The sequence below is a fragment of the Bacteroides caecimuris genome, from assembly GCF_001688725.2.
Lineage (GTDB): Bacteria > Bacteroidota > Bacteroidia > Bacteroidales > Bacteroidaceae > Bacteroides > Bacteroides caecimuris.
This window is the reverse complement of record NZ_CP015401.2, coordinates 1,933,621-1,954,050: the sequence shown is the minus strand read 5'-3', so window position 1 is coordinate 1,954,050 and position 20,430 is coordinate 1,933,621. Positions and strand designations below refer to the sequence as shown.

Below are 20,430 nucleotides of genomic sequence, written 5' to 3'. Positions count from 1 at the left end.
AGAAGTCCGACAGCCCTGTCAACCCAAAAACGATACCTATGAAACACTGTGTGTTATTTCAAATCAAACTTTAAATATTTGCCGTGAACAAGTTCATCGTGTGTGATATGATATTTATTGAACTTCTTGCCATTCAATAGTATCTTATCAATATATAAAGTTCCTGGTTGAGTACGATTGGATTCAATCACCAGTTCGTTCTCTTTATACCATTTCGGATCTAACCGGATTGTTACCTTATTAAAGACTGGAGTCGTCAATGTATATTCGGGCAGTCCGGGACAATCGGGATAAAAACCGATCATATTGAAAATAGCCCAGGAAGACATCGTTCCCGTATCATCATTCCCTGGAATACCATCAGGGGTTGTTGTAAAATACTTATCTAATAAACGCTGCGTCTCTTTCTGTGTACGCCATTCTTCACCTTTAAAGTATGAGAATAAATGAGCATAGGCAATATCCGGTTCATTTGCCGGGTCGTAAAGTCCTTTGTCAAAAACCATTTGTAGTTTATCGATAAAAGGCTTCTTTCCCCCCATTAATTTCGCCAAGCCATATACATCATGTGGCACATAGAACGTATAATTCCAGGAACTACCTTCATGGAAACCGGGATTCGGTTCAAAATTCTCTCCTTGTCTCGGATTGAACGGGCTATAAAATGTTCCATCGGGGAGAATCGGACGGAAAGTACCAAATTCTTTACTATAATAATGTTTGTATCCTAAAGAACGTTTGTAGAACATCTCCGCATCTTTCTTTTTACCTAAAGCAGCTGCCAAACGAGACAGTGCAAAATCGGCAATATAATATTCCAATGCATGAGAAACGGAATTGTCATACTGTTCACGAAGAGGTACGTATCCTTTAGACATATAGTCGTCGTTATCAGGGCGCATCAAGTTTTCCGCTCCCGGTAATGTAGCAGATTTGTACATTGCCTCATAAGCCAAATCAACATCAAAGTCACGCAAACCTTTCATCCAGGTATCTACAATTACCGGAATACTCGGATCACCTTCCATTGTCAATGTTTCTCTGCCATATAATTCCCATTTAGGCAACCATCCGTGTTCACGATACATATCGAGCATTGTACGCACCATTTCCATCTGGCGTTCCGGATAAACCAAGGTCAGCAATTGATGAACATTGCGGTAAGTATCCCAAAGAGAAAATACGGTATAGCGATCACCTTTGGTTGTCAGAATCTTATCACTCTCCATTGCCGGATATTCTCCGTTTACATCCTGCAAAATATTAGGATGAATCAGCAAATGATAAAGCGCTGTATAAAACACAGTCTTTTGGGCATCTGTTCCGCCTTCTACAGTTATACGTGACAAATCGTCATTCCATTTGGAGCGTGCGTCAGCATGGATTTGCTCGAAATCCTTTCCCGATTGTTCACAGTCTAAATTCAGTCGGGCATTTTCTATGCTCACAAAAGAAACTCCCATTTGCACTTCTACCTGTTCTCCTTCTTCTGTATCGAAGGAGAAATAGGTACCAATATCATCTCCTGCTATTTCTTTTCCGTAACGGGTATACAATTTATACTTCCCTTGATCAGGATCCCATTCGGCTTCCACACCCGTCATCGGACGTTGCTTCTTCCAATATCCGGTTGCAGCAGGTGTCTTTTTAACCCGCATTACAAAATAAATAGGGAATACAGCTTGAGGATTATAACAAAATGTACCAAGTAGTTTGACTCCTTCCACTTCACAATCGCTTACACGACGAAGCATGGCGCCACTCTCATTCGTTAATCCTTCCCCCAGATTCAGCAGGATATGGCTTTTCCCTTTCGGAAAAGTAAACCGGGCAATACCGCTACGCGGAGTAGCCGAAACTTCTGTTTTTACATTATATTTAGTCAGATAATTAGAATAATAGCCCGGTGAGGCCTGTTCATCCTTATACTTGCTACCATATTCTTTATAATCCACATTCAGTTCTCCGGTAGTAGGCATCAACAATAAAGAACCTAACTCCGGACAACCGACTCCACTCAAATTCACATGAGCATATCCGGTAAAGAAACAGTTGGTATATTCATAAGGCGTAGACCACCATCGGGCATCTTTGTCATACGTATTCTCAGAAGAGCCCATCACGTTGAAAGGAACCACAGACATCATGCCATTCGGACAGATTGCCCCTGGGTTGGTCGTTCCGAAATTTGTAGTTCCGATAAAAGGATCCACATAATCTATCAAAAGACTTTTATCCGTATTTTTTAGGGGAGGGCTTCCCCCTTCCCCCGCATAAACGGCAAGAAGGGAAAAAGCAAGTGTGTAAGTTAATATAATACGTTTCATATCTTTATTAAATGATACTCGTTCGTTTCGTGAAATCGATAATCTCTTTTATATATCCGAAGGCCATACCTACCACAGTATCTGCCGCACCATAATAAACAGCAACACGTTCACCATCTTGCAAAGCAGCACAGGGGAATACGACATTAGGAACGTCACCCTGAAGTTCGTAAGGAGCAGCCGGACCAAGCAGATATTCACGTGTACGGTAGAGGACTTTTTCCGGATGATCTTTATCCAATATCGCAGATCCCATAGCATAACGGAAACCATTACAAGTAGTGATTACACCGTGATAAAACAGCAACCAGCCTTCATCTGTAAGGAAAGGAACTGAACCTGCACCAATCTTTGTACATTGCCAAGCGCTTTCCGGGAATGGAGTCACTTTCATCACACAACGGTGTTCACCCCAATATTTCATATCCGGGCTATAGCTGATGTATATATCGCCAAACGGAGTATGTCCATTATCACTGGGACGACTCAACATCGCATACTTGCCATCGATCTTCTGCGGGAAAAGTACCCCGTTACGATTGAAAGGCAAGAAAGCATTCTCGCACTGGAAAAACTCCTTAAAGTCAAAAGTATAGGCAATACCAATCGTAGGACCATGATAACCATTACACCAAGTTACCCAATAACGGTCTTCAATCCATGTAACACGAGGGTCATATTTATATTCCGATTCAATCATCTCCGTGTTACCGGCCTTGAACTGAATAGGCTCATGATTAATATCCCAATGAATTCCGTCCTTACTAAAACCTGCAAAGATATTCATCTGTACAGCTTTGTTATCACAACGGAATACGCCTGCAAAACCATCCTCAAAAGGAACAACAGCACTATTGAAAATACTATTAGATGAAGGAATATGATAGCGTCCGATAACTGGATTTTGTGAGTAACGCCACATTACGTCCGTACATCCGACAGGACGATCTTTCCAAGGAATTTGAATCTTATTCATAATCAATGTTTTTTATATTATTTATTTTTTTGAATCATCATACGTAAAAGGTATGAAGTAAGTAATCAGAAAAGCTGGAATAGCTGCGATTAACACATAGATAAAGAAATTACGATATCCTAATAAGTCACTAAAATAACCACTAACCATTCCCGGAAGCATCACGCCCAGATTCATGATTCCTGAAGCAAATGCGTAATGTGACATTTGATGTTTGCCTGGAGCAATCTGTTGCATCATAAACAACGTCAATCCGACAAAACCAAAGCCATAACCAAAATATTCCATTGTTATACAAGTTCCGATTAGATATACATTGGTAGGCTGTGTAACTGCCAGAAATGTATAGGCTACAAACGGAAGATTAAAAATACAACAGAGAGTAAATAGCGTCTTTTTCAATCCGAACCTGGAGACATAAATACCTGCCAACAAAGAGCCTAGTACAAAAGCTGCAGAACCAAAAACTCCATTTAACGTACCAATCTCCGTCAAGGACAATCCTAACCCACCGACATCTCTTGAAGCACGCAGAAATAACGGCGCAATCTTCATGATAAATCCTTCCGCCAGGCGATATAAAATAATAAAGCAGATATAATAGAAAATATGTTTCTTCGTAAAGAAGTCTGCAATAACTGCCATCAATTCCCTTCCGATCTCTGATGAGGTTTTCTTTGTTGTTGACGGAACTTGTGAAGAGGGCAAAACTTTTATATGGTAGATGCCAATCAGCACCATAATCGCTGCAATAACCGCAAAAATGATCATCCATGCAGATGTATATGCTCCTTTATTAGCTTCTATAGAAGCGCCTTCTATGGCTCCAAAATGTTCGGCCAATGCACCTGCCATAGCAACCAATCCACCATTGGCAACTAATTTGGCTACATTATAAAAAGCACCTTGTACTCCAATATATTTCGCTTGATCTTCTTTGTTTAATTCGGCCATATACACACCGTCACAAGCTATATCGTGTGTTGCTCCACTAAAAGCTATTATAGCCATTGTAGAAATACTTATGGCGAAAAAGTAATCGAAGAATAAAGAAAAGGCTACTATACCAAACAAGACTCCACTCAGCAATTCTGTGACCAATACAAAGAATTTCTTTGTTCGATACATTTCAAGAAAAGGACTCCATAAGAATTTAAATGTCCAAGGTGCCATAATAAGGGAAGTCCACAAGGTGATTTGTGTGTCGGAAATTCCCAGATCCTTAAACATGAATACGGAAACCAGATTAATAGCAATAAAGGGAAGTCCCATTGCAAAATAAGCGGTAGGAACCCAGCAAGCCGGGCTGATAGACTTTTGTTGAGAAGCAGTTTTATTCTGTTGCATAAATCATAGTATATAGATTAAAAAAACATTTTTCTAACTCATCTATATATAATACAACTAAAAGGGAGAAACTACTAACGTCTCCCCCTACTCTTTTAATGCTTATTAAGAATTTAAAAAAAAATAAGGCTTTTGTAGCAATACAGTTGGCAACACTAATACACTTAACTCAAAAAGTTTTTTTCCTGTTTTTATTTCTTTGTCTCTACTTCTTTCATTATTTTTGTCCTGTAGAATTAAAAGAGAATGTCACAATCTCTAATATTTCTGTATATTAATAATAATAAATCTGTCATCAATGCTCTAAAAGCAGACGAAGAAAAAGTTTTATTAATTCATCCTATTATTAGATAATGAGCGAACTCCTTGTTTATAAAGCCTCTGCAGGATCGGGGAAAACATTTACCCTGGCTGTAGAATATATTAAGCTACTTATTCTCAATCCACGCGCCTATCGGCAGATTTTGGCTGTAACCTTTACAAACAAAGCCACGGCAGAGATGAAAGAACGCATTCTCAGCCAGCTTTATGGTATCCAGACAAGTGATAAAGATTCTGAAGCCTATCTCAACCGTATCAAGGAAGAGACCGGTAAAACGGAACAGGAAATACGTGAAGCAGCAGGTATTGCCCTAAGCTATATGTTGCATGATTACAGCCGTTTTCGGGTAGAGACAATCGACTCTTTCTTCCAATCCGTCATGCGTAACCTGGCACGGGAACTGGAACTCAGTCCGAACCTGAATATAGAACTGAACAACACAGAAGTCCTTAGTGACGCAGTGGACAGCATGATAGAAAAGCTAGGACCTGCCTCCCCCGTCCTCGCCTGGTTGTTAGACTATATCAACGAACGGATTGCCGACGATAAACGTTGGAACGTATCGGACGAAGTCAAGAGTTTCGGACGCAATATATTTGATGAAGGCTACATTGAGAAAGGAGAAAAACTTCGTGAACGACTGCGCAACCCGGATACCATCAAAGAATACCGTAAACACCTGAAAGCCCTAGAAACTGAGGTTTTGGAACAAATGAAAGGCTTCTACGACCAATTCGAAGGAGAACTGGACGGACACGCATTGACTGCCGATGACCTGAAAGGTGGCTCACGAGGAATCGGCAGCTACTTCCGTAAACTCAACAATGGGGTTTTAGGTAACGATATACGTAATGCCACAGTGGAAAAATGTCTGGAAGACGCCAAGAACTGGGCAGCCAAGGCCTCACCCCGCTATGCGGATATTATAAACTTAGCTAATTCCAGCCTTATACAAGTTCTGGAAGATGCCGAAAAGTTACGTCCACGAAACAATATGCTGCTGAACAGTTGCCGGCTGTCCCTGCAACATCTCAATAAAGTACAACTTCTCGCCAATATCGATGAAGAAGTACGCCAACTGAACCACGATAACAACCAGTTCCTACTGTCAGACACCAACGCCCTACTCCATCAATTAGTAAAAGACGGCGATTCTTCTTTTGTATTCGAAAAGATAGGGACGAATATCCGCAATGTCATGATAGACGAGTTTCAAGATACCAGCCGAATGCAATGGGGTAACTTCAAACTACTTTTACTCGAAGGATTATCCCAAGGGGCAAACAGCCTGATTGTCGGAGACGTGAAGCAATCTATCTACCGTTGGAGAAATGGGGATTGGGGAATTCTCAACGGACTGAACGACCATATCGAACATTTCCCGATTCGTGTCAAGACATTGGCTACCAACCGGCGTAGTGAGACCACTGTCATCCGGTTCAACAACCATATATTCACAGCTGCTGCCGATTATCTGAACGGAGTTTACCGACAACAGCTCGGCAAAGATTGCGAGGACCTACAAAAAGCCTATGCCGACGTCGTGCAGGAATCTCCCCGAAGTACAGAGAAGGGATATGTAAAAGTCTCTTTTCTCGAACCCGACGAAGAGCACGACTATACCGAACAGACACTAATCAGCCTGGGAGCAGAAGTAGAACATCTGCTTGCCAACGGGGTACGGCTAAATGACATAGCTATCCTTGTACGAAAGAACAAAAGCATCCCACGTATCGCTGATTATTTTGACAAAGAGCTGCATTACAAAATAGTATCGGATGAAGCATTCCGCCTGAATGCCTCCTTGGCTATTTGTATGATGATGGATGCTTTGCGCTATCTCTCGGACGAAAACAATAAGATAGCCCGTGCCCAACTGGCAGTAGCCTATCAGAACGAAGTTTTACAAAAAGGGCTGGACTGGAATACCCTCCTGCTTCTTCCTGTCGAAAACTATCTTCCATCCGCATTTCTTGAAAGGATAAAAGAGCTGAGGCTAATGCCTCTCTATGAATTGTTAGAGGAACTATTCAGCATCTTTGAGATGAAGAATATCAAGGCCCAGGATGCTTACCTGTTTGCCTTCTTTGATGCAGTAACGGATTACCTGCAAAACAACTCTTCCGAGCTTGACGCATTCATCCGTTATTGGGATGAAACATTATGCAGCAAAACGATTCCAAGCGGAGAGGTAGAAGGTATCCGAATCTTCTCTATACACAAATCCAAAGGATTGGAATTCCACACAGTGCTTCTTCCTTTCTGTGACTGGAAATTAGAGAATGAAACGAATAACCAATTAGTATGGTGCGCCCCTCAGACAGCCCCCTTCAACGCTTTGGATATTCTTCCTATCAACTACTCCACGCAGATGGCGGAATCCATATATGGAAACGACTATCTGCACGAACGCTTGCAACTATGGGTAGACAACTTAAATTTGCTGTACGTCGCTTTCACCCGGGCAGGAAAGAATCTTATCATCTGGAGCAAAAAAGCCCAAAAAGGTACAATGTCGGAACTACTGGCAAACGCACTCCCTGTCGTAGCGCTCAAAGAAGGGATAGATTGGGAAGAAGACTGTTATGAACAAGGTAGACTCTGCCCTTCGGAAGAAGATAAAGCTAAGACCTCTACCAATAAGCTTACTCAGAAACCGGAAAAGCTACCTGTTCAAATGGAGTCCATGCGCCATGATATTGAATTCCGCCAGTCCAACCGCTCAGCGGACTTCATTCAAGGAATTGAAGAAGAGGAATCCGACGACCGTTTTATCAATCGTGGACGTTTGCTGCATACCCTATTCTCCGTTATCGAAACGGCAGAGGATATTGAACCTGCCATTGACCGGCTTATCTTTGAAGGAGTAATCAGAAACGAAGAAAAAGAGGAAATGGCACGTGAAGTCGCACAAAAGGCTTTCTCATCCCCCGAGATACAAGACTGGTATTCAGGAGAATGGACACTGTTCAATGAATGTGCCATCATATACAAGGAAAAAGGAGTCTTGCAAACTCGCCGTCCCGACCGTGTAATGATGAAAGACGGGCAGGTAGTTGTCGTTGATTTTAAATTCGGAAAAGAGAATCCCAAATACAATAAGCAAGTGAAAGGATATATGCAACTGCTCACAAAAATGGGATATAAGAATATTACCGGATATTTGTGGTATGTAGATGAGGAAAGAATAGAGAAAGTCTAAAACTCAAAAGTATTAAATATTAGATTCTAAGTATTATAACGTTATGCAAACATTTCTCCAACTAGTCGCTCACGATTTATATTCCAAAATAGGCAACGACCTGTCACGTACGGTACTCGTTTTCCCGAACAAGCGCGCCAACCTGTTTTTCAACGGATACTTGGCAGGAGAATCCGACCAACCAATTTGGGCTCCCGCTGCAATGAGTATCAGCGACCTGTTTCAGAAACTATCCGTACAGAAAACCGGTGACCCTATCCGATTAGTTTGCGAACTTTATAAAGTGTTCAAGGAAGAAACACAAAGCCAGGAGACATTGGATGATTTCTATTTTTGGGGAGAACTGCTTATCAGCGACTTCGATGATGTAGATAAGAACATGGTAGATGCAGACAAACTCTTCAGCAATCTGCAAGGCTTGAAGAACCTGATGGATAACTATGACTTTCTGGACAAAGAGCAGGAAGAGGCTATCCGGCAATTCTTCCAGAATTTCTCTATCGAACGCCGGACGGAACTTAAGGAGAAATTTATTTCCCTTTGGGACAAACTAGGCTCTATTTATCATCGCTACCAGGAGAACCTTACAGAGCTAGGCATTGCCTACGAAGGTATGCTCTACCGGAATGTCATCGAGCAGCTTGATACTGAACGGCTCAAGTATGACAAATATATATTCGTCGGTTTTAATGTACTGAATAAAGTAGAACACCAATTCTTCAAACTGCTGCAAGACGCAGATAAAGCCATGTTCTATTGGGATTATGATATATTCTATACCCAACAAATCAAGAAGCATGAAGCCGGAGAATTCCTTAAACGTAACTTACAGGATTTCCCGAACGAGCTTCCGGATAGTTATTTCGACTCTTTCAAAACGCCCAAAAATATACGCTACATTTCCGCTTCTACCGAAAATGCACAAGCGCGCTTCCTTCCCGAATGGATACGTACAACCTTCTCTAACAGTGAATGTGAAGAAAAAGAAAATGCAGTAGTACTCTGTAACGAAGCACTGTTGCTTCCTGTACTCCACTCCATTCCGCAAGAAGTGAAGAACGTCAATATCACTATGGGATTCCCATTGGCACAAACTCCCGTATACAGCTTTATCAACGCAGCAATGGAATTGCAGACCAATGGTTATCGTAGCGATACCGGACGATTTACCTACGAAGCAGTATCGGCTATATTGAAACATCCCTACACTCAACAACTGTCCACTCATGCCGATTCACTGGAAAATGAACTGACAAAGACAAACCGCTTCTATCCGCTCCCTTCGGAATTAAAACAAGATGACTTCCTAGCCAATCTCTTCACTCCCCGCAGCGGCATCAAGGACTTATGCGACTACCTTGTCGGACTAATCAAAGATATCTCCATCCTGTACCGCAAAGAAGGAGAATACAATGACATTTTCAATCAACTTTATAGAGAATCCCTATTCCAGAGCCATCTTAAAATCAACCGTCTCTATAGCTTGATTGAAAGTGGAGAACTGAACGTTCGTACCGACACACTAAAAAGGCTGATTAGCAAAGTACTGACTGCCTCTAATATCCCTTTCCACGGTGAGCCTGCCATCGGAATGCAAGTGATGGGCGTATTGGAAACGCGTAATCTTGACTTCCGCAACCTTGTGATGCTATCTCTCAATGAAGGCCAACTGCCCAAATCCGGCGGAGAATCCTCATTCATCCCATACAATCTTCGAAAGGCTTTCGGCATGACGACCATCGAACACAAAAATGCGGTTTACGCCTACTACTTCTACCGCCTGATACAACGGGCAGAGAATATCACTTTACTCTACAACACCTCTTCAGATGGCTTGAATCGTGGAGAAGAATCCCGTTTCATGCTACAATTGCTAGTGGAAGGGCCTCACGAAATCACCCGCGAATATCTGGAAGCCGGACAATCTCCGCAAAGCAATCAAGAGATACAAATCGAGAAGACACCGGAAGTATTAAGACGAATTTACTGTGCTTACGACAGTACTAACCCGAAATCCGTCATTCTTTCCCCTTCCGCCCTTAACGCATACCTCGATTGCCGGTTGAGATTTTACTACCGGTATGTGGCAGGACTAAAGACTCCTGATGAAGTCAGCGCAGAAATCGACTCCGCTCTGTTCGGAACGATTTTCCATCTCTCCGCCCAATTGGTATATACTGAGCTGACAGCCAACGGAAATATGATACAGAAAGAAGACTTGGAACGCTTGCTCCGTGATGAGGTCAAACTGCAAAGCTATGTTGACCGGGCATTCAAGAAAGAACTATTCAAGGTAGCTCCTGAAGAAAAACCCGAATACAATGGCGTGCAACTTATCAACTCCAAAGTCATTCTCTCCTATCTGAAACAATTGCTCCGCAACGACCTTCAATATACTCCTTTTGAGATGGTTGCCATGGAAAAGAAGGTTTCAGAAGAGATGACCATACAGACCGGACAAGGCCCGTTCACTCTCCGCCTGGGTGGAACAATAGACCGCATGGACGCTAAGGAAGGAACTTTAAGAATCGTTGATTACAAAACCGGCGGAAGCCCCAAAACACCAGCCAATATAGAGCAGTTGTTTACCCCTTCGGAAACACGCCCGAATTATATCTTCCAGACATTTCTCTATGCTGCCATTATGAGCCGGAAACAATCGCTGATGGTAGCTCCTGCCCTACTCTATATCCACCGCGCAGCATCGGAAAGTTATTCGCCCGTTATTGAAATGGGAGAACCCCGCAAACCGAAAATACCGGTAAACAACTTCGCCTTTTTTGAGGACGAATTCCGCGAACGCCTGCAAGCACTATTAGAAGAGGTTTTCGATGAGAAAGAAGCTTTTACGCAAACGAAAGATATAAAGAAATGTTCGTACTGCGACTTTAAGGCAATCTGTAAACGATAAATCATTTTCAGAATACAATTTGGGCACGGATTACACGTATTTCACGTTTTTCCAATTATCTTATAAACCGTGTAATTCGTGTAATCTGTGCCTGAATGCCAAAATGTCTGAATACTGTATATATAGCCATCAGATTATAACACCTTGCGTTCTGTTTCTGTAGGCGCAACTTCGTCAGGAATGCTGAATTCCCGGTTGGCAAAGAGATCCGCCAAACCCGAAATTTGTTTCAGACGTAACAATTCGTCACGGTCCATACCGATATTTTTCATAATCCACTGGTCGGACATACCTGCCCTATCGAGTTCCGCTACAATATTACACATCAATTCAATGTTGTGCATCCCACGGGCACGATTGTGCCGTATCGTCGAGCTCATACGGTTCGACAAGTCTTTATCTATCACTACAACCGGAAGCAGTCCGTTCTCGCGTTTATAGATACGTTGCGACGTTTTCAGTACAGTATAACGGTGATAACCGTCCACCAGAATATAGTTATCTTCTTCTTTGTTGTAATAACACACACATGGCATCGTAAAGCCATCTTCCCAAATGGAAAGTTCGAGCAACTTCATTTCAGGCGGTGCTACGACATTCGGATTATAATCGTTTGCATGTACTTTCTCTACGGGCACCGCTTTTACCTCGTAAACAGGGCTTTTATCTACACTCATGATACTATGATTCTATATTGTTCCATTATTTGACTTCTCTTACTCATCTCTTCCTTCGTCGGCGAGAATCCCATATACTTGCAGGCATGGTCGTTCTTGATGATACAGATGCACATTCGCTTATAGGTAGGTATCTCCCTAAACTCCGGTATATCAATATCATCCTGGTATTCCATGCGCACCGGCTTCTTCAACGTCTTATAGTTACTGTTGTCCATGACAATAATCGGCACTTTGGCATCAATCAGTTTCTTGATGGTGGCTTCACTCAGACAGCCCCCTTTCGTCCGCCAGAAATTTACGCTCACCGACAACTTCCGAAGATAATTCTTCCGTGCCCGTTCCGGCAGGGTAGACAACAGGAAGTACATAAACTCACGCCATGTATACCCTTCAGGCAGTTTCACCGATTGCCATCCCATGGCATGAGTGCCGCCATACATTCCGGTAAAGTTGACACCGTTCACCCGTCCTATCATCTTGCCCCATGTATTGGGATCGAGCACGCGATAGAGCTGAAGGCTCTCCTGAGCTTCGTTAATAAAGGGACTCGCCACACGTTGCCGTTCCAGATTGACACCCGCACGATAATAAAGGTCATACAGCGTATTATAATCCCATTGGAACTTTCCGTTGGCCGTCCATACATCCGTTGTTTTCCAGTCGTAGATAGGATAGGCATTATAAATGTCGTTCCCCACTTTTGATGTCCACTTGTACTTATGATACATTTGAAACTTACGGCTCATGTAGATGCACCGCCACCGGTTGAAACTTTCCTGCGTGCGAATCCCAATCAGGCAGCAAGTCCGCACTGCGTCGTTCTTATTATGTATCCATTGCGCAAATCGCATCTGAAACTCATAATCCCACATTGTTGTGTTATAAAAAGGAAAGTCATCCTTGGTCATTGCCTTTTGGGGCATGGAGCGCACCCATATATTCTTCTTGCTGTCTTCCCAAGGACGCCAGAATGATTGGTACATAGATGTACATGTAGATACGCGGAAAGGAATACACACACGGTACACATCCAGAATATCCTTATTAGCTTCCAGAATCCGGTCTACATAATCAATGGTCATCTTATATTGAATTTCGTAATCCATATGAAAGACTCCGATACGTCTTTTCAAGTTATTCTTCCGGATATAGTCAATGCACATGTTCAACAATACTCCACTATCCTTGCCACCGGAGAAAGATACATAGATATTATCAAACTCATTAAATATAACCTTTAGTCGCTCTTGTGCCAGTTCATATACATTTTTTGTGCCCGTAGCCTTCTTTTTGCCCATATATTATCTATACATTTTAACATATCTTGTCCACTTCTTATCCATGGATATAAATTCAAACTTCTCGAATATCTCTTTGTCTTGCATCAATGTGACCGAATTAAGCAACCAGTTCTCAGGGCCGAATTCCTTGGTGATGGCAGGTAACAACTGCGACAGGATTTCCTCCCGTCCGGCTTCTTCTGCCTTTATATAATAATTATTGATTACGGCTTTCTTCCGGCTTTTTTGCTCCACCGGAATGAAGCCTACCACTTCTTTATCTCTCAGCGCAATAAACCACACATACTCCTCGCCGGTCTTGAAAGGGTAATTGTTGTTGGCACGTATTACTTCAGGATCCATAACCATCGGTGCCAGGAGCCGGTATAACTGTTTGTCTTTTCCTTTTAATCGTATTATCTGTATCATATCATTCAAGAATGGACACACAAAAATAAGGAAAAAATATCAGATTCGTCATTCTTGCTCCTAAAACATTTGTTTTTCATGATATAATCTCTATAGGGCGATATTTTTGGAATCAGAATAGTGCAGGCTTATATCGGACCGACGTTTGTTGTATTTCCATTCTATGCCGTTCTTGGCCGAATGGGTGCAATCGCACTGTAATCATGCTTCAATGCTGTCAACAATCACCGACGGGAGAAAGTTTTCTTACAGGCGCCCCGTTCTGTTAACGAATGCAAACGCAGCCAAAGGGCGTTTGTCCGCATTTTTAAAAGCGCAACAAGTTATCTATAGATTTACATGTTTTAACAATAAAGGATCAAATTCCGCTTCATCCTCGCTTCATGAAGCATTCATTTTCGTTTCTTCACGGATATTAAGTAAATATTTATTCAATTTTAGAACGGAGAAGGAACGAAGGTGATACGAAGGTGATACGGAGAAGTGACGAAAAAGCAGCGGAAAAGCAGTGGAAAGACAAAAAAACAGCATCTTCGGGAAGGCTCTGGAAGGAGATTGTTTTTTGTTTTTTTAGCAGTACGTTAACCAAGATTTAACGTCCGGACGAGAACCGCTGAATGGGGCTATGACGAGAAAAGAGAATTTTAACGCAATCTCCCAAGTTTTCAGACTGAGCAGGGGGGGGCAGGCAGAGTCCCAAAGAGGCGTAGTCCGAAAACCCTGCGGACATGGTACGTTCATATTCGAAAGTGCACGATTTTTGCGGTGAGATAACAAAAAACAACCATCCAATGAATTCCAATCGTCCCCTACACCGGATATCCTATTCTTTATGTTGAGATGATGCAAACGAACAGTGCAGATTTAAGATAGACCGAAGTTACCAACAGAAAATTGCAGGGTACGACAATAGGCTGAAACAGATAGACACCTATTTCCCTATCGTAACGGAACTGCTGCCCATAGCCGAACAACGCCGGGAAGTGGGGTTCACCAAGGAACTGACAAGGCAAATCGTCAGCCTACAGCCCGTAGAGTTCAAGGGCAGGCTCTATTCGAAGGAATACAAGGAGAAGTTCAGGACGGAGCACTCAACGGCAACTATAGAGAGAAATCCGCAGGAGAAAGGGAAATTCAGGCTGTGTATTGACGGAATGCCTATACTTGAATAGTTCAAGATGAAATTTAAAGAACTTAAAGAAAAGCTGGATGTAAGCCACACCCAAAAGGAAGAATATACACGCCAAAGGGGAGTGAGATTATAAAACACAAGAAATGAGAAAAAATAAGGCGATGTTTACTTCGGTTTATTTGATTATTTTATCTATTTTTGCATCGAATTGAGAGAATACTCTCTCCAAGACATATTAGAAAAGAAAGAAGCGTTATGCTTATCTTGTAAGTTAGAAACCTGAGAAATTTAGTTATATCTCAAAATTTCACATCATAATATCTTGTAAATTAATAGTTTATATTGTGATGTGTTTTTATCAAGAAACAAATTAGGAACAGAAACACGAATTATCTTATTTTCTTGTTTTTTTGTTTGCACTACCTTTCTTTCTCTTCACTTGTTCGTACTTTGAGTATTTTTCCAAGTCTTTTCACACGATTTTCATCCTCTCGCCAAGAGTGATTGTTGCAGTCATCTATGGATGAATAACTACAGCCAAAAGAAAAAAGGACAAATCTCTGTTTCTTTCAAGGAACATTGTTTTTTGCAAAGGTAACCATTTCCCTCAAAACACCTATACAGGCAGTCCAATATATCTGCCTATATTTAGTTTACTTTAGTTTAGCATATATATAAGCTAATAGACTAAACTAAACCTTTACCGAAGTTCTCCCCCTTACTTTTATATTCACAGTCAAAAGAGAAGATAATCGCACCGATATTTTCTTTTTTCGCTGCATCCCAATTTTACGGAAGTTCCTTTTATCGTAACTTCTGCCATAGGCATTCTATCCTCGCATCCCAACTTTCGGTCTGCCTGATGAGAATTGTGTCGCAAAGGTACTTGTCATGTCTTTCTTGTATTCAAGGTCACAGCCTGACGGTTCCCGACAAAATCTCCACGCTCCGCTTTGCAGAGGTCGTATTTGGTCGTGAAACCCTGCATAAAGAGCCATAACACCTTTTGAGGCGACATAATTTTCAATCAAGCCCGAAAGTAGCTGAAATGCTAAAAGAGGGAAAATAAAAAACTTAAAACTTAGGATTATGGCAAACTATGCAACAAACATTTTCTACGCAAGGACGGAAAACAAAGCAGACCTCGACAAGATAGAGGCATTCTTGGATGACACTTTCGACGGCTTTGTCAATAGACACAGCGATAGCGTGGATGCGGAGTTTACCTCTCGTTGGGTTTATCCGGAAGAAGAAATCGACAGACTGATAGCTTCGTTGGAAGCCAAAGACAAAACTTATATCAAAATTCTGTCCTACGAATTTACAGACGAATACGTGAGCTTCAGAATCTTCTCACAGGGGAAATGGGATATCAAGTTGTAACCGTAAAATGACATGACTTATGTACGAATACGAAGAAAATAGCGAAATTATAGGTGCGCACTGCACCTTGCTTACCCCCTATAAAGGCTACTCTGAGGGAACAGTTGTCGGCGACTTCGGCAATAAAATAGTGGTGCGTCTTAGTAGTGGCAAAGAGGTGGTCGAGTATCGTGATGAAGTGATTATTTACGATTAAATACAAGAGCGATGCAGCAGATAGCAATGAAATTCGTCCAATGGGACGTACCCGAATTAGAGAAGCTGAAAGACAGCAGGGTTTACCAGTTACGGGAACAACTTGATAACGGAGACAAGTTGAGCCGTGAAGACAAGAACTGGATTACCCGAAACGTGAAAGAGTGCATCCATTTCAAAAGAGGTATCGCATTGATGGGCTACTTCTTTGATTTCTCCGATGTTCTCAAACGATATTTCGTAAAACAGCACGGACATATCGCCGAGTATTACGCCATTGACAAAACAGCGTTGCGCTCTGTCCTGTATGGTCGAATAGAAGACATAGTAGAAGTAGAATTAAAATCAAAGAAACATGAAAGCAACGATTGAGCATAGCTTTTGTCCTTATTGTGACGAGGTAACAGAACTCTACTTCCGTATCATCAACACGATTCTTTTCTCAACCGATGAAGCGGAACTGCGTACCGGCATGGAACGCCTACAAGAAAAAACACGCCTTGATGATTATTTCGTCTTCGGCTATGGCAAGCATCACCTATGGGTTTGCCAAAGACGTCCCAGTAATCAAAAAAAGATTTTCGAGCATCGGGTAATCATGGCAGAATTTTGATGATACAGGCAGGCAGGAACGGGATAATCTTCCATTCCTGCCACGCCGCATTCCCTTTTTTACATCTATCTCTCTCTTTTGGCTGCGCCATATCCTTTTGTAAAAAACAGCCATTCGTGAAAAGCTCCGTCCGCTTTTCCGAAAAGCAGGGTTCTTTCCTTTTTCCCTTTTGTCCCCTTTTCTTTCTGCCGGACGGGAACATGGCAGTACCCCGATATCCCGTTCCGCCTTTTGTCGCCACTTCGTTGATATTCCCTTCTGCGGTACCGCAACCTGTTGTCAGTTCAGTGTTCTGTTTGTAGCCACCTCAATTCAGTCCGACCGAATTACACGAAAATACCTGCCGATTCTGCGGACTTACAGCCGAAACGCGCACCATTGTGCCGGTGGACGGATTGCACTTTCACTTCCCCTGCAACTACGGTTTTCCGCTCATTTTCAGAATAGTTTTCCGCCGAAGTCATCATCATTTTCCGATGCAAAGATAGTATGCAGACGGGAACGACTTTGGAAGTCTTGACCAATGGCGCAGCCGTACAATCTTCCTTTATCGAGCCTTCCGGTTTTGCCTACGGACAAAAATAAAGAGTATTGATGCGTCCGGCCTTGGTGCATCCCCTTAACTGCACCTACTTTTTGAGGCAGCGTAAAATTGATTTAATAACTTCTAAAAACAATTCATTATGAAAAAGATTGAAAACAATTTCGTAGTAACCGGTTTCGTAGGAAAGGATGCAGAAATCCGTCAGTTCACCAACGCAAGTGTAGCACGTTTCCCTCTGGCAGTAAGCCGATTGGAGAATAATGGCGAGGAATCCAAACGCGTTTCCGCCTTTATGAATTTTGAGGCGTGGCGTAAAAACGAGAACACCGGGTCGTTCGACCAACTGACCAAGGGTACGATGCTGACCGTCGAGGGGTATTTCAAGCCCGAAGAATGGAGCGACCAAAGCGGTGTGAAACACAACCGTATCGTGATGGTCGCCGTCAAGTTCTATCCGCCCGTCGAGAAGGAGGAAACTCCTGAAAAGCCGGCCAAACCAGCGAAAAAAGGCAAGAAATAATCCTTGCCTTATCACGACAAAAGCGGCCTTCGGGTCGCTTTTGTTTTACTCATTACGGTGTTGTTGCACCATCTGTACTTTTATACTCTACTTGTTCTCTTTTACCGCATTCAGAAATGCTTTGGCAGGTTTGAATGCAGGGATATTGTGAGCGGGAATTTTAATTGTCGTATTCTTCGAAATGTTCCGGGCCGTCTTTTCAGCTCTCCGTTTGATGATAAAGCTACCGAACCCGCGCAAGAACACCTCGTTTCCCGCAACCATCGACTCTTTTACATTTTCCATGAATGATTCTATCACAGTCATCACCACCGTTTTCTCTATTCCGCTCTGCCGTGAGATCTGAGCGACAATTTCCGCTTTTGTCATATTGTTCTTGATTTTTATGAATACGGTGCAAAATTAACAAATATCTGCCAGTTACAACAATCCGGAGTTATTTGTCATCCCGAAAACTGCTTTTGCTGAATCCTCCGAACACGCCCCTCAAAAGCCTGCCCACTACCAAGAACACCAGCAATAAAATTATAATATCTCCCATAGGTCTTGTTTTTATATAGTTATATCCAACTTAAAGATACGAAAAAACGATGAATTACGCAAGCAATCTATTGATTTTCAATATCCATATTGATTTATAAGTTCTATTTCCGGATGCCCGGCACTCGTCCCGGTGTTCGGTTAAGCTGAACCTTGTATTTATTGAGAATGCTGTACACGGTGCTTTTACTTTGGACACCGCTTTCTTTCCAAATATCACGGATTGAATACCCATTGTTATACATATCCACGATTTTTTTGTCCCGTTCAGTTTTACTCATACTTTTTTTGGAAATCGGAATACTGATACTCTGCTGCAGGCGTATAATTTTATCCGACGACTTCCGCAAAACAGCCACTTCCTCCGGTAATGCCCCGAACATGGCCAATACTTCCGCCGGTGTCGTGTCCGGAAACAATTTGTTGTCGGTGTCAATTTTATCGTGAATGGAGATAATACGCACGACCTTGATGCGGCATAGCTCAATCAATGCCGATAGTTCCCGTAAACCACGAACGGCATTGCTGAATTTTGACATCACCAATTCGTCTCCTCTTTCAAGATTCGACATCAGTTGTTTCCATCTCGGCCTAAGCGTCTCGTGTCCGACCGATTCTTCAACCACCTGTACACACCCATATTGGCGCATCCATTCCTTATCCGCATCAAACGCATCGTAGGAATTAGCCTCGAATATATAACCGACTTTTGCCATATCAATATACAATATTCATGATAACAAGTGCAAATATACAAGTTTTATTCGAGTATATGAATCATACTATATTAAAAAACGAAAATCGTACATTTCCACGTGTTTTATCTTCACTTGTTTTCATTGGTAATCATACTATTAAGTACGATATTAAAAAATGCACAAAATACGGTTTTTCGGATGCGAAGTATCAAAAATAATATATAGTTTTGCACTAAATAGTACGAAATGATATAGTATGAAAACATTAAAATCGAACTTAAAACAGCCGATAATCTTTGCCAAAATAATTGCCGTTTCGATTGCCATATTCCTATGCGCGTCATGCGACAACGGCAATGGCAAACGATTGGCGAAAGCCAAGAATGACCCTGCCGGAACATACAGGGAATACCTGTCCGACATACGCAGGCAGAAAAAACTCTCCATTAAAGAATTGGCCGGACACCTCAAGCAATGGCAAACATTGAGGGATTCCGTATTCCTGCATCTCGAATGTGATACGCTTGGCCGGCTTCATTCCACTGTAAGAGAAGAGTGTGAACAGATACATGATTCCATCCGCATGGAATTTTCACGGATGGTGCTGTCTCAAACACGCACTTATAAGGATATACTGTGGGTAAAAGAACAAATCTCACCGCATCTTGAAGACAAAGAGTTGCATCGTGCGGCTGAAACAATCCGACCGTTCTTTGCCTCATTGGATAACCGGCCCGTCAGTCAGAGAAACCGACAACACATTCTTGCCACTTATCGAACTACCCTTGCTGAAACGATTGATTACGGTATTCATTGTATGGCAGACCTGACGACCTTTATCGAAAAGGAGGATGCCGTGTACCGGGCATTCCTTTCACGTCTGCCTGATTTCGACGGCGAGAATCTTTCCGACATCACTCATGACACGGAACGATGCTGTGCACAGATATTCCTTGCCGCCGAACGGAACGACATCACCTATCGCAATGCCATGATTTATCTGGCCATGCGCACCAACCGCAGGCTGATTCAGAATATCCGAACCTGTATCGACGACATCTGCAATAAAAAAGTCAAGACACTGGCACAGGCACAAGCCTACATCTGGATGCTTCTCCAGCCTTATTCGTCGTTGGACGGTTTCTGCCTGGCGTTGCTTTCAGCCGAAGAAAGAGAGCAACTCGATATGCTTGCCTCGCAGACACCCGACGCTTTCAGGGAGTTGGGCAGGATGCTGCACCCCGGAGACAACCGCTTGGACGAGCTGCCCGGAATGCTGATGGAGGCATTCATACACACGCTGTAAAATATAACAACAGAAAAAGATATGA

General features: G+C 42.4%; 18 protein-coding genes and 1 pseudogene. 9 read left to right on the top strand and 10 right to left on the bottom strand.

Features of this window, described 5'->3' with window-relative positions; translation table 11 throughout:
- Positions 1–53 precede the first annotated feature (53 nt).
- From A4V03_RS08360 to A4V03_RS08350, 3 genes are read right to left on the bottom strand one after another with little or no spacing between them, the layout of a single operon-like run.
- Positions 54–2,327, bottom strand: a complete 2,274-nt coding sequence (locus tag A4V03_RS08360; protein WP_065538544.1) for a GH92 family glycosyl hydrolase — start codon at positions 2,325–2,327, stop codon at positions 54–56.
- 7 nt (positions 2,328–2,334) lie between these two features.
- Complete coding sequence (locus tag A4V03_RS08355; RefSeq protein WP_065538543.1) at positions 2,335–3,303, bottom strand: 1,4-beta-mannosyl-N-acetylglucosamine phosphorylase; 969 nt, start codon at positions 3,301–3,303, stop codon at positions 2,335–2,337.
- 21 nt (positions 3,304–3,324) lie between these two features.
- Positions 3,325–4,650: an MFS transporter gene (locus A4V03_RS08350; RefSeq protein ID WP_065538542.1), complete on the bottom strand. Its 1,326-nt coding sequence runs from the start codon at positions 4,648–4,650 to the stop codon at positions 3,325–3,327.
- A gap of 353 nt (positions 4,651–5,003) precedes the next feature.
- On the opposite strand from A4V03_RS08350, the gene A4V03_RS08345 reads away from it, so the two are divergent.
- On the top strand, positions 5,004–8,174 hold the full coding sequence (locus tag A4V03_RS08345; RefSeq protein WP_065538541.1) for a UvrD-helicase domain-containing protein: 3,171 nt from the start codon (positions 5,004–5,006) through the stop codon (positions 8,172–8,174).
- Between the two features lie 43 nt (positions 8,175–8,217).
- Positions 8,218–11,085 carry a PD-(D/E)XK nuclease family protein gene (locus A4V03_RS08340; RefSeq protein ID WP_065538540.1) on the top strand — a complete coding sequence of 956 codons (2,868 nt, stop codon included), beginning with the start codon at positions 8,218–8,220 and terminating at the stop codon, positions 11,083–11,085.
- Positions 11,086–11,219: 134 nt separating this feature from the next.
- Here A4V03_RS08340 and A4V03_RS08335 read toward each other — a convergent pair whose 3' ends face one another.
- The 3 genes from A4V03_RS08335 to A4V03_RS08325 are packed head-to-tail and all read right to left on the bottom strand — an operon-like array spanning position 11,220 to position 13,474.
- Positions 11,220–11,762 carry an IbrB-like domain-containing protein gene (locus A4V03_RS08335; protein WP_065538539.1) on the bottom strand — a complete coding sequence of 181 codons (543 nt, stop codon included), beginning with the start codon at positions 11,760–11,762 and terminating at the stop codon, positions 11,220–11,222.
- A complete protein-coding gene (locus A4V03_RS08330) occupies positions 11,759–13,063 on the bottom strand; it encodes a DUF3440 domain-containing protein (protein WP_065538538.1) in 1,305 nt (434 codons plus the stop codon). Before A4V03_RS08330 ends, A4V03_RS08335 begins: the two co-directional genes overlap by 4 nt.
- Positions 13,064–13,066: 3 nt before the next feature.
- Entirely contained in the window at positions 13,067–13,474 is a 408-nt protein-coding gene (locus A4V03_RS08325) for a hypothetical protein (protein ID WP_065538537.1), read from the bottom strand.
- A gap of 866 nt (positions 13,475–14,340) precedes the next feature.
- Between A4V03_RS08325 and A4V03_RS21290 the strand changes: the two are divergent.
- Positions 14,341–14,739 (top strand): annotated as a pseudogene (locus tag A4V03_RS21290) (MobV family relaxase); the annotation flags it as partial.
- Between the two features lie 756 nt (positions 14,740–15,495).
- Here the strand turns inward: A4V03_RS21290 and A4V03_RS21450 are convergent.
- A complete protein-coding gene (locus A4V03_RS21450) occupies positions 15,496–15,624 on the bottom strand; it encodes a hypothetical protein (protein WP_004301204.1) in 129 nt (42 codons plus the stop codon).
- 71 nt (positions 15,625–15,695) lie between these two features.
- Between A4V03_RS21450 and A4V03_RS08310 the strand changes: the two genes are divergently transcribed.
- The 4 genes from A4V03_RS08310 to A4V03_RS08295 are packed head-to-tail and all read left to right on the top strand — an operon-like array spanning position 15,696 to position 16,797.
- A complete protein-coding gene (locus tag A4V03_RS08310) occupies positions 15,696–15,989 on the top strand; it encodes a hypothetical protein (RefSeq protein WP_005680037.1) in 294 nt (97 codons plus the stop codon).
- 19 nt (positions 15,990–16,008) lie between these two features.
- Positions 16,009–16,185, top strand: coding sequence for a hypothetical protein (locus tag A4V03_RS08305; protein WP_005680036.1), 177 nt, complete (start codon positions 16,009–16,011; stop codon positions 16,183–16,185).
- Between the two features lie 11 nt (positions 16,186–16,196).
- Positions 16,197–16,556, top strand: coding sequence for a hypothetical protein (locus tag A4V03_RS08300; protein WP_005680034.1), 360 nt, complete (start codon positions 16,197–16,199; stop codon positions 16,554–16,556).
- Complete coding sequence (locus A4V03_RS08295) at positions 16,540–16,797, top strand: hypothetical protein (protein ID WP_005680032.1); 258 nt, start codon at positions 16,540–16,542, stop codon at positions 16,795–16,797. The genes A4V03_RS08300 and A4V03_RS08295 overlap by 17 nt, the downstream gene beginning before the upstream one ends.
- 326 nt (positions 16,798–17,123) lie before the next feature.
- Here A4V03_RS08295 and A4V03_RS21010 read toward each other — a convergent pair whose 3' ends face one another.
- Positions 17,124–17,267: a hypothetical protein gene (locus A4V03_RS21010; RefSeq protein ID WP_018452196.1), complete on the bottom strand. Its 144-nt coding sequence runs from the start codon at positions 17,265–17,267 to the stop codon at positions 17,124–17,126.
- A 213-nt stretch (positions 17,268–17,480) separates the two neighbouring features.
- On the opposite strand from A4V03_RS21010, the gene A4V03_RS08285 reads away from it, so the two are divergent.
- On the top strand, positions 17,481–17,861 hold the full coding sequence (locus tag A4V03_RS08285) for a single-stranded DNA-binding protein (RefSeq protein WP_005680031.1): 381 nt from the start codon (positions 17,481–17,483) through the stop codon (positions 17,859–17,861).
- 87 nt (positions 17,862–17,948) lie between these two features.
- Here A4V03_RS08285 and A4V03_RS08280 read toward each other — a convergent pair whose 3' ends face one another.
- Positions 17,949–18,242 carry an HU family DNA-binding protein gene (locus A4V03_RS08280; protein WP_255204174.1) on the bottom strand — a complete coding sequence of 98 codons (294 nt, stop codon included), beginning with the start codon at positions 18,240–18,242 and terminating at the stop codon, positions 17,949–17,951.
- Between the two features lie 263 nt (positions 18,243–18,505).
- Positions 18,506–19,117 (bottom strand): recombinase family protein, encoded by a 612-nt coding sequence (locus A4V03_RS08275; protein ID WP_005680028.1) that lies wholly within the window; start codon positions 19,115–19,117, stop codon positions 18,506–18,508.
- Between the two features lie 238 nt (positions 19,118–19,355).
- On the opposite strand from A4V03_RS08275, the gene A4V03_RS08265 reads away from it, so the two are divergent.
- Positions 19,356–20,405 (top strand): hypothetical protein, encoded by a 1,050-nt coding sequence (locus A4V03_RS08265; RefSeq protein ID WP_065538535.1) that lies wholly within the window; start codon positions 19,356–19,358, stop codon positions 20,403–20,405.
- The last annotated feature ends 25 nt before the right edge of the window (positions 20,406–20,430 follow it).